This is a genomic window from Streptomyces sp. VNUA24 (genome assembly GCF_029167005.1).
GTDB classification, from domain to species: Bacteria; Actinomycetota; Actinomycetes; order Streptomycetales; family Streptomycetaceae; genus Streptomyces; species Streptomyces scabiei.
Map to the genome: position 1 here is coordinate 9,622,762 of NZ_CP119143.1, position 14,192 is coordinate 9,636,953.

Below are 14,192 nucleotides of genomic sequence, written 5' to 3' on the forward strand. Positions count from 1 at the left end.
GCGTGAACCGGGGGGTGCGGAAAACGAACTGAAAAGGTTTTCGCAACGTAGGAGCGCGCTGTTGACGTGTCAAGAGAGCCGGGAGGGAACGGAGTTCGGGGACCGAGCGGTCGACGAGCGGTGCACGGTGTGCGCGGGTCCGTTCCCGTCCGTCGCGCGCTGCGGAAACCCTTTTCGGTACTCGTTCAGTGCGTGTAGGTGCGCGTTCAGTGGCGCGGGGACCGGCGGACCGTGAGGACGGCGACGTCGTCGTGCCGGCCGCCGCTGCCCGCGTACGCCCGCGCGTCCTCGTACAGGGCCCGGGGCAGGTCGGTGGGGGAGAGGTCGAGGTGCTCCGCGAGGCGTTCGTCGACCGGGTAGAACGTGCCGTCGGCGGCGCGGGTCTCGGTGAGGCCGTCGGTGCTGAGCAGCAGCGTCGCGCCGTCCGGGAACGGGAACCAGCCCACGGTGGTGGGCTCGACCGCCAGTTCGGCCAGCCCGAGCGGGACACCGGAGTCCAGCTCGGCCGTGGTCACCCTCCCCTCGTGCATCACGTGCGGGGGGACGTGCCCGCAGTTGACCGCCTGGGCCTCCTCCGTCAGCCCGTCGATGCCGATGACGAGAGCGGTGACGAAGCGTTCGTCGTCGCCGGTGTTCTCGGCGTAGGAGTTGTGGCGGACCACGGCCGCGTCGAGGGCGTCGGCGAGCGCGGTGAGCGTGGGTTCGCGGTGGGCCGCCTCACGGAAGGTGCCGATGACGGCGAACGCGGCGCCCACGGCGGCCAGGCCCTTGCCCTGGACGTCACCGATCAGCACCCGCGTCCCCCACGGCGAGGCGACGACGTCGTAGATGTCGCCGCCGACGAGACGGTCCTCCTGCAGGGGCTCGTACACGCCGTTGACCAGGACGTCCTCGGTGAGCAGGGGGAGGGGGTGCAGGATGTGCCGCTGCATGGCCGCGGCCGTGGAGCGCAGCCGGAACATCTCCGCCTCGCGTCCGATCCGCCGGTGACAGGCGTACACGGACGCGGCGCCCAGGGTGAGGGTGAGCAGCACCAGCAGGAGACGGTCGAGCCAGCGGTCCGCGTCGACGTTGCGCACCACGGCCGTGGTGGTGACGACGAGAGTGGTCCACGCGGCGACGAACGCCGTCTGCCGTACCGTGCACAGCGCCGACGCCGTTCCCGGCAGGAACACCAGCAGTCCGAGCAGCCACACCTCGGACCCGGACAGCACACCGAGGGCCTCCACCAGGGCCGTCACGGCCAGGACGCCGAGGACGAGTTCGGCGTTGCGGGGCGGCTCGATGGCCTCGAAGGCATCGACGGCCTCGGCGGACCTCTTCCGGCGGCTACCGGCCATGGGGACTCCCGGGCAGATCGTGATCTCCCCGTACGGTAAGCCGGGCCGGGTCGCACGGGGGAGGCGCCCCGCCGATCCGGCCCGGCAGGGCCCGCGGGGGCCGCCTGCCCACCTGCCCGGGCGGACCGGCGGCGGGGCACCTCCCGGATCCCGCTCGGGGGCGTACGCCATGGGCCCTCGGGCGCCCGCGGCGCGCGGGCGCGGAGGAACACTGGGATGCTGTTGCTGGACGTGGAGCGCTGTCCACATGCTGACGGCCAGGTGGTGGTGGAAACCATGGCAGGGTCCGGGGAGAGCGGTTCGGGGCGCCTGCTTCCGTGCGCCGACCCCCGGGGTGACCCCTACCTGCGGACCCGGTTCGCCGTACCGGCCCGGCCCGGCACCTTCCTCAGGCGGGCCCGACTGGTCGACCGCCTCGACCGGGCCCTGACCACACCGCTGACCGTGGTCAACGGTGCCGCCGGCGCCGGCAAGACCCTGCTGGTCGCCGACTGGGCCGCACGGCAGGAGCCGCCGGTCGCCTGGCTCACCACCGAGGCCGGCGACCAGGGCCCCGGCATGTTCTGGGCGTACGTCCTGCAGACGCTCCGCTCCGCCGGCGTCCCCCTGTCGCCCGAGATCGGCTGCCCGGCCGACGCGGGCCGGGCCGACCGGACGCTGCTGACGCGGCTGGCCGCGGAGCTGGGCGCCCGGGAGCGGCCCGCGATCCTGGTGCTCGACGAGTTCGACCGGGTGACCGACCCCGAGATCGCGGACCAGCTGGAGTTCGTCCTCCATCACGCGGCGGGCGGCCTGCGCCTGGTCCTCGTCACCCGCACCGAACCGCTGCTGCCGCTGCACCGCCACCGGACGGCCGGTGACCTCACGGAGATCAGGAACGCCGATCTGGCCTTCACGCCCGAGGAGGCGTCCGTCCTGCTGGGCCTGCACGGCCTGCGGCTCCCCGTACCGGTCGCGGAGGCACTGGTGGAGCGCACCCGGGGGTGGGCGGCCGGTCTGCGGCTGTGCGCGCTGGCCGCCCGGGAGAACCCGGACCCGGAGACGTATCTGAAGCGGTTCGAGGTCGAGCGCACCGCCGTCGCCGACTTCCTGCTCGCCGAGGTCCTCGAACGGCAGCCGCCCGAGACGCAGGATCTCCTCCTGCGGGTCAGCGTCCTGGAACGGATCCGCCCCGAACTCGCGGACGCGCTGACGGAACGCGGTGACGCCGCCGGGATCCTGGCGGAGCTGCACCGCGGCAACGCGTTCGTGGAGGACCTCGGGCACTCCTGGTACCGCCTCCACCCGCTCTTCGGGGAGATCCTCCGGGCCCATCTGCGGATGCGCCTGCCCGGTCTGGAACCCGTGCTCCACCGGCGGGCCGCCGAGTGGCTCCGCCGCTCGGGGCTGCTTGACGAGGCGCTCGGGCACGGGGCCGCCGCGGGCGACTGGGATTTCACCGCCGGCGCCCTCGTCGACGACCTCGCCCTCGGTCAGCTCTTCACGGGGCTGCGCTCCGACGACCTGGCCGCGCTGTTCTCCCGTATGGGCCCCGAGGCGCGGAGCCCGGCCGCCCACCTCGTACGGGCGGCCCGTGAGCTGTCCCGGTGCGAACTCGACCGGGGCCTGAGCCATCTGCGGCACGCGGAGCGGGATCTGGCACAGGACGAGGACCGGGCGGGGGACGAGCCCGGCCCGGCGGCGGCCCGGCTGAGCTGTCTGCTGCTGGAGGCGCTGGCGGCCCGGCTGACCGGCTCGCCGGGCCGGGCGGAGCTGGTGGCCGGGACGGCCGAGCGGCTGCGGGAGCAGGTCCCGGCCCACCTGCTGGACGCGCACCCCGAACTCACCGCCCTGCTCCTGACCCACCTGGGGTCGACCCGTCTGTGGGCCGGGCGCTTCGAGGAGGCGCGGGCCGCGCTGTCCCTCGTCGCCGACGGTTCCGGGGACGCGTCGACGGCACTGCCGCGCGAGGACTGCCTCGGGCTGCTGGCCCTCATCGACTATCTGAACGGCTGGCCCGGCAGGGCCGAACGCCGGGCCAACGCGGCGCTGACCCTCTCCGAGCGGTACAGCCTGCCGCAGCCCTCCGCCTACGGCATCGCCCATCTGGTCCTGGCCGCCGTCGCCGTCGACCGGGACGAGCTGCGGCTGGCCCGCGCCCATCTCGACGCGGTCGCGGACGACCGTTCCCCCCTGCGGGACCCGGTGACGGAGGCCGGCCGGGCCATCGCCACCGGCCGTCTGCTGCTCGCGCGCGGCGACACCCGGGGCGCCCTGGCGGCGGCAGAACCGGCCGTCACCGCCGACGTGGCCTCCCCCTGGGCGCGGGGGCACACGGCCCTGGTCGCCTCCGCCGCCCACCTCGCCCGGGGCCGGCCCGAGGAGGCCGCCGCACTGCTGCACGACGTGCCCGGCCACCAGCCGGTCTGCGCGGTGGGAGAGGCGCGCGCCCGGCTGGCCGCGGGCACGCCCCGCGCCGCTCTCGACGTGCTGGACGGGGTGCCGGCCGAGACCCGCACGGGCCCCGCGGTGACCGTGCGGGCCCTGCTGGTCCGCGCGGAGGCCGCGCACGCGGTCGGGGACACGGTCGCGGTGCGCCGGCTGGTCGCCCAGGCCCTCCACGAGGCCCGGCGCGAGCGGCTGCGCCGTCCCTTCGCCGAGGCCGGCGGATGGCTCCGGCCCGTCCTCGACACCGCACCGCTGCGGGGCCTCGCGGCAGGCTGGCTCACCCCCGGGTCCGCGCCGCACACCGGGACGCCCGGCCCCGAGGAGCGGCCACCGGTCGTGGAGGACCTGAGCGGGCGCGAGCGTGACGTGCTGCGGGGGCTGGACCGGATGATGTCCACCGAGGAGATCGCCGCCGACCTGTGCGTGTCGGTGAACACCGTCAAGACGCACCTCAAGAGCGTCTTCCGGAAACTGGCGGTCAACCGCCGCAACGACGCCGTACGCCGCGCCCGCGAACTCCACCTGCTGTGACCCCGTCGACACCGCCCGCCGCCGGACCATGGCGTGCGGTGCCCCACGGGCAGAGGTATGACTGACACGTGGCCCGGCGGAACAGGCGAAGGCCCCATCCTGCGCTGCCGCCGGAAGGAGCGTCCGGTATGCCTGAGCGAGAGACCCGGGCCGGGAGCGGCCGGCAGGCGGACGAGGTCACCGCCGCGCCCGGCGGGCTGCTCGATCTGCTCAAGGTCGCCGCCCTGGTCCTGGGCAGCGACGGCCGGATCGTGCTGTGGAGCCCGGAGGCCGAGTCGCTGCTCGGCTACTCCGCGACCGAGGCCCTGGGCAGCGACGCCGGCGTGCTGCTGGTGGCCCCGGAGAACCGGGCACGGGCCCGCGAGCTGTTCCGGCGCGTACGCACCGGGGCACGCTGGGCGGGCGTCTTCCCGATGCGTCACAAGGGCGGGTGGACGCGCCGCGTGGAGTTCCGCACCATGCAGCTGCGCGACACGCGCGGCGACATCCACGCCCTGGGCCTCGGCATCGACGCCGAGACCGTACGGAACGTGGAGCGCGACCTGGCGCTCTCCCACATCCTGATCAACCAGTCACCGGTGGGCATCGCGGTGTTCGACCCCGACCTGCGGTGGTTGCGGGTCAACCCGGCGCTGGAGCGCATCAACGGTGTTCCCGAGGAGGCCGTGCTGGGCCGACGGGTCGCCGAGGTGCTGCCGGCGCTCGACGTCCAGGCCATCGAGACACGGATGCGGCGGGTCCTCGACACCGGTGAGCCGCTGCTGGACCAGCAGACGATCGGCCGGACCGCCGCGGACGACGAGGACCACGCCTACTCGGAGTCCTACCACCGGCTGGAGGACCCGAACGGACGCGTGCTGGGCCTGGCGATGGCGATCCTCGACATCTCCGAGCGGCAGCGGGCGGCCGCCGAGGTCGCGCAGGCGAGGGAACGCCTGGCGGTGATCGCCGACGCGGGCGCTCGTATCGGGACCACGCTGGACCTGCGCCGGACGGCACAGGAACTCACGGACGTGACCGTTCCGCAGCTGGCCGACCTCGCCGCCGTCGACGTACTCGACTCCGTCGTCGGCCACGGCACCGGTGGCACGGGCACGGTACGGCCGGACGACCCCCTTGCCTTCCACGCGCTGGCCCTGAAGGCGAGCCGTGCCGGCGATGCGGCGGAGGCGGCGGACCCGGTCGGCGAGCCGGCGTCGTACACCGCGTCCCGGGTGATCACCCAGTGCGTACGGGAGGCACGGCCCCTTCTCCTGCGGCGGGTCGACGCCGAGGCGCTGCGGCGTATCGCCCGGGACGACGCGGCCGCCGAGCGGCTGCGCCGGGCGGGCGTCCACTCCTATCTGGCCGCCCCGCTGGTGGCCCGGGGCGAGGTGCTGGGCACGCTCAGCCTGTACCGGACGGTCGACGAGCGGCCGTTCGACGACCAGGACCTCACCCTCGCCACCGAACTGGCCGCCCGCGCCGCCATCTGCATCGACAACGCCCGGCTGTACGGACGCGAACGCGCCACCGCGCTCACCCTGCAGCGCAGCATCCTGCCCCAGGAGCCGCCGCGCCCCGCCGGCATGGAGGTGGCCTCGCGCTATCTGCCCGCGGTCAGCGAGGTGGGCGGGGACTGGTTCGACGTGCTGCCGCTCAGGGACGGCAAGGTCGGCCTCGTCGTCGGTGACGTCATGGGCAAGGGTGTGCACGCCGCCGCGGTCATGGGGCAGCTGCGCACCGCCACCCGCGCCCTCGCCCGGCTCGACCTGCCTCCGGCGGAGCTGCTGTCCCACCTCGACGGCATCGCCGCCTCGCTCGGCGACTCCGACACGCTGGCCACGTGCCTGTACGTCGTCTGCGACCCCCGGCACGGCCGGTGCGAGGTCTCCCGCGCCGGCCACCTCCCGCCGGTCCTGGTGGACCCGGGCGGGACGGCCGTCTTCCTGGACACCGCCGCCGGCGTGCCCCTCGGAGTGGGGGGCGTGCCGTTCACCGCGGACCGGCGGGAGCTGCCGGAGGGGGCACTGCTCGCCCTGTTCACCGACGGTCTCGTCGAGAGCCACACGGAGCCCCTCGACACCGGGCTGAACGCCCTGCTCCGTGTGCTGGGCACCCGCCTCCCCCTCGAAGAGACCTGCGACCTCGTGCTCGACACCCTGAACCGCCAACCGGACGACGACGTGGCCCTCCTCCTCGCCCGGCGCACCGGCCCACCGGACTGAGGCATCCGCCACCGGCGCTCCCGGTTCTCACCCCTGTGCGTCGCGGAGCGTGCGCAGGGTGCGTTCCAGGTGACGGCGGTCCTCCGCCGAGAGCAGGCCGGAGACATGGGTGCGCAGGTGGGAGACGTGCGTGGCCATGGCGCGGTCGAGTGCGGCGGCTCCCTCGTCGAGCGCTTCAGGCAGCACCTCACCCTGTACGTGGGCGAGGTGACCGGGGCGCCCTCCCCGGGGTGGCTCGGCCTGCACCCGTGTCCGGTGGCCGCCCGGTCAGTACAGCTTGTTGACGGCCGTGGTGGTGGTCTTCTTGAAGGCGGTCACGGGAGCGTCCCCGAAGTCGCCCATCTGGCTCCACTGGACGACCGTGACGGTCCTGCCGTCCCGGCCGACCGACAGCAGGGCGACGTCCGTGGAGCCCGAGGACGTCTCGGTGTTCACGCCGCGGACATGGGCACCCTCCTCGACCGGCAGCGTGCCGAAGTCCCGGCCCTCGGCGTCGATGTCGGGCGAGGACTCCTCCAGACGGTCGGCGCAGGTGCGGATCAGGTCGTCGTAGTGCTTGGCCAGGGCCTTGGCCTGGCCGGCGGTGCCCGTCACGACCGTCAACTGCACGGCGTTGGTGTCCAGGTCGGTGCGGAACGTGCGGTGCCGGTAGTCGTAGTCGAGCACGCCCTCCGTGCTCACACAGAGGCCGAGTGCCTCCGGGAACCCCTCGGTGACCGGCCCGGCGGTCCAGGACGACGTGGGGTGCGGCGGCAGCTCGGACGCCGACAGGAACTTCGGCGCGGCGGCCTTCGTCGCGGCGCCCGCGGCCGGCGCCGTCAGGAGGGAGCCCGCCGCGAGGGCGGTGACGGCGAGTGCGGTGAGGGCGCTGGTTCGGATGCGCATGGACATGGGTGTTCCCCCGTGGACGAGTGGGTGGACAGGGCTGCCCCGACGCGGTCCGGTTGGTCGGTCCGGTCCCCGGTCGGTGCGACACCAAGAGCATCGACGGTCACGACGGCCGACCGCAACAGCCAGGGGCCCATGGAGCACCCTGGAACCATCCCAGCCCTTCTGACCTGTACGTACATGCGTGCCTGGGATGCTGCGCCCGGGCCGGCCCGGAGGCTACTGAACGGCCGAGCGCAGCTCGGGCAGGGACAGCACCTCGTCCAGCACGTCGACGTAGAGGTCCACGTGCTCGCGGCGGAAGGTCATGGGGGGTTTGATCTTCAGTACGTTGTCGTGCACGCCATTGGGGAAGACGATGACGCCGCGCTCCTTCATGAGTTCGGTGACCATGAAGGCCTGCTCGGTGGCCGGCGTCTTGGTGGTGCGGTCGCGGACCAGTTCGACGCCGAGGTAGAGCCCCTCCGCCCGCACGTCACCGATGAGCGGCCGGCTCTGCTGGAGCTGGCGCAGCGACTGGGCGAAGTACCCGCCCACGCGCACGGCGTTCTGCCTCAGTCCGTCGTGTTCGACGATGTCGAGCACGGCCTCGCCGATCGCGCAGGAGACGGGGTTGCCGCCGAAGGTGTTGAAGTACTTCATGCCCGTGTCGAACGCGTCGGCGATCTCCCGGGTCGTGACCACCGCCGCGAGGGGATGCCCGTTCCCGAGCGGCTTGCCCATCGTGACGATGTCCGGGACCACTCCCTGCAGTTCGAACCCCCACCAGGGCCCGAGTCGTCCGACGCCGACCTGGACCTCGTCGGAGATGCACAGGGCGCCCGCCCGCCCGGCGGCGGTGAACACGCCGTCGAGGTAGCCGTCGGGGAAGACGATGTTGCCACCCGATCCCATCAGGGACTCGGCGATGAAGGCGGCCGGGGGCCGGCCGTCGGCCGTGATCCGCTCGATGACAGCCGCGGCGTCGCGCGCGTACTTGGCGCCTGCGTCCGTGTCGTCGTAGCCGTAGGTGCTGCGGTAGCGGTCCGGGATGACGAGTGCTGTCGACCTGTCACCTGGCGGGCGATCCGCAGCGCCAGGTCGTTCGCCTCGCTGCCGGTGCACACGAGGAAGACGACGTCGAGCGGGTCGGACAGTGTGGCTACCAGCTTCTGCACATAACCGGCGATCTGCGGGTACACGAAACGGCTGTTGGTGTTGAGCTTGCGCAGCTGCCGGGTGGCGGCGGCCGTCACGCGCGGCTCGGCATGGCCGACATGGGTGACGTTGTTCAGCGAGTCCAGAAGGCAAGGCCGTCCTCGTCGTGGAACCACACGTACCGCCCCCGCACTAGGTTCATCGGGGTGCGGACAGCCTGACAAAATGCGGGGCCGATGTCGCGGCCTCGCGTCCCTTGTTGCCGGATTCTCCGCGGTGTTTCACTGACGCATCACCTCGGGTCGGAGAAGGGCTCATCGCGCTCGGCGCCCCCTTGAGCCCTATGCCCCCAACAGGTCGCCGCCCACGCCGCAGCAGCCTTCCGAACCCCTACGGGGCAGACCCGGCCGTACTCGACGAGACCGTGACTCCCGGTGAACGGGGCGTCAGCCATGCCCGGAAAGAGGTTGAACACCATGCGTCAGATCGTCACCTTCGATGCCTACGGCACCCTGGTCGACTTCCAGCTCGGCCCCACCACCCTGAAGATCCTGGCCGACCGGCTGGACCTGGACCGTCTGAACGTCGACGAGTTCCTCGACGACTTCCGCATCATGCGGTTCCACGCCGTCCTGGAGGCATACCGCCCCTTCCGTGAGGTGCTGCCCGCCGGCCTGGAGACGGCGATGCGTTTGCACGGCCTGGAGTACCGGCAGTCCGACGGCGAGGCCCTGGTCGCGGCCGTGCCCACCTTCGGCCCCCACCCCGAGGTCCCCGCCGCCCTGCGGGCGCTGAAGTCCCGGTACGAGATCGCCGTCATCTCCAACACGGACGACGACCTCATCGCCCGGAACCTGGCCCACATCGGCGTCGAGTTCGACCATGTCGTCACCGCCCAGCAGGCCAAGGCGTACAAGCCGTCCCGCCAGACCTTCGCGTACGCCTTCCAGGCCATGGACATCGACCCCGCCCAGGTCATCCACGTCGCCCAGGGCTGGGAGTACGACCTCATCCCCACCCGCGACCTCGGCCTCGCCCGCCGCGTGTGGATCAACCGCTACGGCCACAACGGCTCCGCCGGAGCCCGCGGCAGCGCCGACTACCAGCCCTTCGACGAGCTGCCCGACCTGTCCGGCCTGCCGGCCCTGCTCGGCTGCTGAGGCCGCAGACCCCTGCCCGGACAGGCGGAGCTGGTGGTCCTCATGACCTGGCCGGTGGCGGGCACGGGGCTGACACATTGTCCGGATGTGGCGTCCGTGCCGGACAGATCGCGCGTTGGTGCGGTCCTCGTCCGCCGGGATGCTCGGGAGACCGCAGCAGACGGAGTACCGAGGCCCGGGAGACGAACATGACCGCACTGTCGCCGCACCTTCGCCGGGCCACGCCCTGCCGCACCCTTCGGCGGGGTCAAGCAGTCCGGGCCGGGCCGCGAGGGCAGTCGGATCGGGATCGACGAGTTCCTGGAATACGAGGACCAGTACCAGTACCTCGCCGTGCCGACGGGGTGGCGGCGACCCGTCGCCCGTGCGCTCAGCGCAGGTGGCGGACGGTGATCTCCGCGGCCGTGGCCGTCACCAGCCGGCCCAGGTCGGGGAGCCTGCCGGGCTCGAAGCGGGAGTCCGGCAGGGAGATCGCCACGGCGGCCAGCGCTGCGCCGGCGGCGTCCAGCACCGGCGCGGCGATGGCGCAGACACCCGGGACGTACTGGTTGTGGTTGACGGCGTATCCCCGTTCCCTGACGCGCTCCAGCTCGGCGCGCAGCTCCAGGGGATCGGTGATCGTCTCCTCGCCGTACCCCTTCAGGGTGCGGGCCGTGAACTCGTCGACCTCGGACTTGGGCAGGTGGGCGAGGACCGTGTGCCCGGCGGCCGTCGCGTGCAGCGGTGAGGTGGCGCCGATGGCGTGGAAGGTCCGTACGGCGTGGTCGCAGTCGACGCGGTCCACCACGACCATGCCGTGCAGTGCGTCGGGCACCGCCAGGTGGATGGTCTCGTTGAGCGCGTCCCGGAGCCGGAGCATCGGCTCCCGCGCGGCGGCGAACAGGCTGGAGCCCTGGAGGGCGGCGGGGCGTACGGCGAGAACGCGGGCGCCGATCTCCCAGCGGGTGGTGTCCTTGCGGTTGGCGCGCAGCCAGCCGGCCTCGTTCAGGGTGACCAGGGTGCGCTGCACGGTCGACTTGGGCAGCCCGAAGAGCCTGGTCAACTCGCCCACGGTGACGGGCTGATGCCGGGCGACCGCCTCCAGGATGCGCAGCGACCTGGTGACACTCTTCATCTCCATGTGCCGCATCATAGCATGCCATTCCACAATGTGGCACGACAGGGTCAGGGTATGCGTCGAGGGTGGGCCTCGCGTGTCGGTGCGAGACCCACCCTCGATGGCGGCTCCGGTGTGGCCGCCGTGCGCTCAGGCGCCCAGGCGGCGGCGCGAGATCTCCGCGGTCGTGTCGGCGACGAGGCGGCCCCACTCGGGCAGGCGGTCCGCGTCGTACCGGGACTCGGGCATGGAGACGGCCACGGCGGCCAGCGGCGTGCCGTCCTCGTCCAGCACGGGGGCGGCGACGGCGCAGACGCCGGGACGGAACTGGTTGCGATTGACCGCGTACCCATGGGTGCGGATCCGGGCCAGTTCGGCGCGCAGTTCGTCGGCGTCGGCCGGCGTCGTGTCGCTGAAGCGCTCCAGGCCCGCGGTGATGACCTCCTCCACGTCCCGGCCGGGAAGGTGGGCCAGGACGGCCCGCCCGACCGCGGTGGCGTGCAGGGGTGAGGTGTCGCCGATCGTGTGGAAGGTGCGTACCGCCTGCGCGCAGTCGACGCGGTCGACGACGACCATGCCGTGCAGCCCGTCGGGGACCGAGAGGTGGATGGTCTCGTTCACCGCGTCCCGCAGGCTCACCATGGGGTCGCGCGCGGCGGCGAACAGGCTGGAGCCCTGGAGGGCGGCGGGGCGTACGGCGAGGACGCGGGCGCCGATCTCCCAGCGGGTGGTGTCCTTGCGGTTGGCGCGCAGCCAGCCGGCCTCGTTCAGGGTGACCAGGGTGCGCTGCACCGTCGACTTCGGAAGGCCGAACAGTTTCGTCAACTCGCCCACGGTGACGGGCTGATGCTGGGCGACCGCCTCCAGGATGCGCAGCGACCTGGTGACGCTCTTCATTTCCATCCGATTTCCCCCTGTTGGTCCTCTGAATTTTCCGTGAACAACCCCTTGACTCCCCTCCGTGCCACTGTCATTGTCTGTGCCAGATTCTAGCACAGCGTTCCACAATGTGGCACGGCTTGAGGAAGAACTTTCCGAGAGAGCCGGAGCACCCCCGAGAACCGGACGGATGCGCGCTGCGGGCCCCGAGGACTCCGCCCCCGCCCAAAACCACTCGAATCGAACAGCCTCGCACCGGAGCTCAGCATGCGCCCCGGTGAAACGAAAGGAAACCCCCGTGTCAGCTGCCAGGAAGCGTGTCGCCGTCATCGGCGTCGGAACGATGGGCAGCCAGGCCGCCTGGCGGCTGGCGGCACGCGGCGCGGAGGTCGTCGGCTACGACCGCTACGCCCCCGGCCACGACCGCGGTGCGGCGGGCGGCGAGACCCGGATCTTCCGCAGCGCCCACTTCGAGGACTCCCGGTACGTCCCGCTCCTCAAGCACGCCGACGCGCTGTGGGAGCAGCTCCAGGGGGAGACCGGCCGCGAGCTGCGGCGCCTGACCGGGTGCCTGCTGATGGGGCGGACCGCGCACCACCAGATGGCCACCGTCCTGGAGTCCATCGCGGAGCACGACCTCGACCACGAGGTGCTGGACGCCGAGGCACTCGCCAAGCGCTTCCCGCAGTACCGGCTCGAGGACGGCGACGCGGCCGTCCTCGACCGCCGCGCCGGCTTCATCCGCCCCGAACTGACCATCCAGACCGCCGCCCGCCGCGCGGAGGAGCTGGGCGCCGTGATCCACCGCTACACCACCGTCCGCGAGGTGGTTCCCGTCGCAGGTGGCGTGGAGGTCCGTACCGACGCGGGCAGCGAGCGGTTCGACACCGCGGTCGTCACCCCGGGCCCCTGGGTGAACGACCTGCTCCCGGACCTGCCGTGGGAGGTGGAGGTCCGGCGCCTGGTCAGTGCCTGGTTCGTGCCCACCACCCCCGAGGCATGGTTCGGCGAGGAGCGCCCGGCCTTCATCCGCACCGCCCCCACCCACTGGTACGGCCTGCCCTCCCCGGACGGCGTCTCCGTCAAGCTCGGCCTGAACCGCGTCCTGCACCGGCTGACCGACGACCCCAACCAGCTGGAGCGCACGGTGCGTCCGGAAGAGCTGGAGATCTTCTCCGAGCTCGTCGCGCGCTATGCGCCGGACCTGCACCCGGACCCGACCCGCCTCGCCGTCTACATGGAGGGCTACACCGAGAGCAGCCGCCCGCTGGTCGGTCCGCTGCCCGGCGCCGAGAACGTCGTCCTGCTCGCGGGATTCTCCGGCCACGGCTTCAAGCTCTCGCCCGCCTTCGGTGACATCGCCGCCGACCTGGCGCTGGACGGCACCTCGCCGCAGCCCATCGACTTCCTCTCCACCGTCGGCCGCACGGAGGCATGACCATGAGCGACACCATCCTCTCCGTCGGCTCCCTGCACGCCGCGCCCGGCACCAAGGCGCGCGGCACCCTCCGGGCGGACCTCGGCACCCTCACCACCGACATTCCGCTGACCCTGGTCAACGGCTCCCGCCCCGGCCCCCGGGTCGTCATCACCGCCGGCGTCCACGGCGGCGAGTTCACGCCCATCGACGCCGTCGTACGCCTGGCCGACAGGCTGGACGCCCGCGAGGTGCACGGACAGGTGATCATCTGCCCGGTCGCCAACCCTCCCGCCGTGTACCAGGGCCGGCTCAACATCTCCCCCGTCGACGGCGTCAACATCAACCGCGTCTTCCCCGGCGACCCGGACGGCGGCCCCACCGAACGCCTGGCCGCCTGGCTCTTCACCCACCTCGTCGACGGCGCCGACGTCTACATCGACCTGCACTGCGGCGGCATCGACCAGGTCCTGCGGGACTTCGTCGGCTACCGCCTCACCGGCGACCCGGACCTCGACAAGGCCACGGCCGCACTGGCGGGCTCCTTCGGCATCGAGGACGTCATCCTCGGCCTGACCCCCGAGGGCGGCAACAGTCACGCCGCCGCCGCCCGCCGGGGCATCTCCGCCGTCCTGGTCGAGGTCGGCGAACTGGGCCGGAGGGACGAGGCCACCGCCCTGCGCCGCGTCGACGGCCTGCTGACGGCACTGCGTCACCTCGGCGTTCTCGACCAGGACCACTCCGCCCCGGCACCGACCCGGGAATGGGTCTGGTCCGGCGGCGTCACCGCCGAGGCCACCGGCCTGTGGTACCCGGAGTTCTCCTTCGACGCCGACATCATCGGCGAAGTCACCGAAGGCGCCCTCCTCGGCCGCATCGTCGACCCGGTCGACGGCACGGAACACGCGGTCCACGCACCGGCCGACGGACGGATCTTCTACGGCATGCACGGCCTCACCGTCGCCCCCGGCAAGGAACTCGCCGCCCTGGCCGTCCCCTGGGACCCCGCCCTGGCCACGGGCCCCACCTCGCTCCGAGCCCCCGGCCTCGGCGCCGGATCCGACGAGACGGATTCCCGCCCCTAGACCCCCCTCTCACCCCCCTCGCCCT

Annotated in this window: 12 protein-coding genes; 5 read left to right on the forward strand and 7 right to left on the reverse strand. The window is 72.7% G+C overall.

Features of this window, described 5'->3' with window-relative positions:
* Positions 1-206 precede the first annotated feature (206 nt).
* Positions 207-1,340 carry a PP2C family protein-serine/threonine phosphatase gene (locus PYR72_RS41395; RefSeq protein ID WP_275460051.1) on the reverse strand — a complete coding sequence of 378 codons (1,134 nt, stop codon included), beginning with the start codon at positions 1,338-1,340 and terminating at the stop codon, positions 207-209.
* Between the two features lie 276 nt (positions 1,341-1,616).
* Here PYR72_RS41395 and PYR72_RS41400 point away from each other — a divergent pair, with 276 nt between their 5' ends.
* Together PYR72_RS41400 and PYR72_RS41405 are read left to right on the forward strand one after the other, a co-directional pair.
* Positions 1,617-4,298 carry a LuxR C-terminal-related transcriptional regulator gene (locus PYR72_RS41400; protein ID WP_275460052.1) on the forward strand — a complete coding sequence of 894 codons (2,682 nt, stop codon included), beginning with the start codon at positions 1,617-1,619 and terminating at the stop codon, positions 4,296-4,298.
* 128 nt (positions 4,299-4,426) lie between these two features.
* Positions 4,427-6,505 carry a SpoIIE family protein phosphatase gene (locus tag PYR72_RS41405; RefSeq protein ID WP_275460053.1) on the forward strand — a complete coding sequence of 693 codons (2,079 nt, stop codon included), beginning with the start codon at positions 4,427-4,429 and terminating at the stop codon, positions 6,503-6,505.
* Positions 6,506-6,532: 27 nt separating this feature from the next.
* Here the strand turns inward: PYR72_RS41405 and PYR72_RS41410 are convergent, their stop codons facing one another.
* From PYR72_RS41410 to PYR72_RS41425, 4 genes are all read right to left on the reverse strand, one after another.
* Positions 6,533-6,691: a hypothetical protein gene (locus PYR72_RS41410; RefSeq protein WP_275460054.1), complete on the reverse strand. Its 159-nt coding sequence runs from the start codon at positions 6,689-6,691 to the stop codon at positions 6,533-6,535.
* A gap of 81 nt (positions 6,692-6,772) precedes the next feature.
* Positions 6,773-7,396, reverse strand: a complete 624-nt coding sequence (locus PYR72_RS41415) for a hypothetical protein (RefSeq protein ID WP_275460055.1) — start codon at positions 7,394-7,396, stop codon at positions 6,773-6,775.
* Positions 7,397-7,612: 216 nt separating this feature from the next.
* The gene (locus tag PYR72_RS41420; RefSeq protein WP_275460655.1) at positions 7,613-8,344 is read right to left on the reverse strand and encodes an aminotransferase class III-fold pyridoxal phosphate-dependent enzyme; all 732 of its coding nucleotides are present in this window, start codon (positions 8,342-8,344) and stop codon (positions 7,613-7,615) included.
* Positions 8,287-8,706: an aminotransferase class III-fold pyridoxal phosphate-dependent enzyme gene (locus PYR72_RS41425; RefSeq protein WP_343245555.1), complete on the reverse strand. Its 420-nt coding sequence runs from the start codon at positions 8,704-8,706 to the stop codon at positions 8,287-8,289. The genes PYR72_RS41420 and PYR72_RS41425 overlap by 58 nt, the downstream gene beginning before the upstream one ends.
* Positions 8,707-9,006: 300 nt before the next feature.
* Here PYR72_RS41425 and PYR72_RS41430 point away from each other — a divergent pair, with 300 nt between their 5' ends.
* The gene (locus PYR72_RS41430) at positions 9,007-9,690 is read left to right on the forward strand and encodes a haloacid dehalogenase type II (RefSeq protein ID WP_275460056.1); all 684 of its coding nucleotides are present in this window, start codon (positions 9,007-9,009) and stop codon (positions 9,688-9,690) included.
* Positions 9,691-10,060: 370 nt separating this feature from the next.
* Here the strand turns inward: PYR72_RS41430 and PYR72_RS41435 are convergent, their stop codons facing one another.
* Both PYR72_RS41435 and PYR72_RS41440 read right to left on the reverse strand, forming a co-directional pair.
* Positions 10,061-10,804 (reverse strand): IclR family transcriptional regulator, encoded by a 744-nt coding sequence (locus PYR72_RS41435; protein WP_275460657.1) that lies wholly within the window; start codon positions 10,802-10,804, stop codon positions 10,061-10,063.
* Positions 10,805-10,936: 132 nt separating this feature from the next.
* Complete coding sequence (locus PYR72_RS41440; protein WP_275460658.1) at positions 10,937-11,683, reverse strand: IclR family transcriptional regulator; 747 nt, start codon at positions 11,681-11,683, stop codon at positions 10,937-10,939.
* Positions 11,684-11,855: 172 nt separating this feature from the next.
* Here PYR72_RS41440 and solA point away from each other — a divergent pair, with 172 nt between their 5' ends.
* Positions 11,856-13,103: an N-methyl-L-tryptophan oxidase gene (solA, locus tag PYR72_RS41445; RefSeq protein WP_275460057.1), complete on the forward strand. Its 1,248-nt coding sequence runs from the start codon at positions 11,856-11,858 to the stop codon at positions 13,101-13,103.
* A gap of 2 nt (positions 13,104-13,105) precedes the next feature.
* The gene (locus tag PYR72_RS41450; protein WP_275460058.1) at positions 13,106-14,167 is read left to right on the forward strand and encodes a succinylglutamate desuccinylase/aspartoacylase family protein; all 1,062 of its coding nucleotides are present in this window, start codon (positions 13,106-13,108) and stop codon (positions 14,165-14,167) included.
* Positions 14,168-14,192: the final 25 nt, after the last annotated feature.

Bases quoted from the DNA above. Each gene is read 5' to 3' on its own strand.
- PYR72_RS41395 (WP_275460051.1), bottom strand. From the start codon at position 1,340: ATGGCCGGTAGCCGCCGGAAGAGGTCCGCCGAGGCCGTCGATGCCTTC.
- PYR72_RS41400 (WP_275460052.1), top strand. From the start codon at position 1,617: ATGGCAGGGTCCGGGGAGAGCGGTTCGGGGCGCCTGCTTCCGTGCGCC.
- PYR72_RS41405 (WP_275460053.1), top strand. From the start codon at position 4,427: ATGCCTGAGCGAGAGACCCGGGCCGGGAGCGGCCGGCAGGCGGACGAG.
- PYR72_RS41415 (WP_275460055.1), bottom strand. From the start codon at position 7,396: ATGTCCATGCGCATCCGAACCAGCGCCCTCACCGCACTCGCCGTCACC.
- PYR72_RS41430 (WP_275460056.1), top strand. From the start codon at position 9,007: ATGCGTCAGATCGTCACCTTCGATGCCTACGGCACCCTGGTCGACTTC.
- PYR72_RS41435 (WP_275460657.1), bottom strand. From the start codon at position 10,804: ATGAAGAGTGTCACCAGGTCGCTGCGCATCCTGGAGGCGGTCGCCCGG.
- PYR72_RS41440 (WP_275460658.1), bottom strand. From the start codon at position 11,683: ATGAAGAGCGTCACCAGGTCGCTGCGCATCCTGGAGGCGGTCGCCCAG.
- solA (WP_275460057.1), top strand. From the start codon at position 11,856: ATGCGCGCTGCGGGCCCCGAGGACTCCGCCCCCGCCCAAAACCACTCG.
- PYR72_RS41450 (WP_275460058.1), top strand. From the start codon at position 13,106: ATGAGCGACACCATCCTCTCCGTCGGCTCCCTGCACGCCGCGCCCGGC.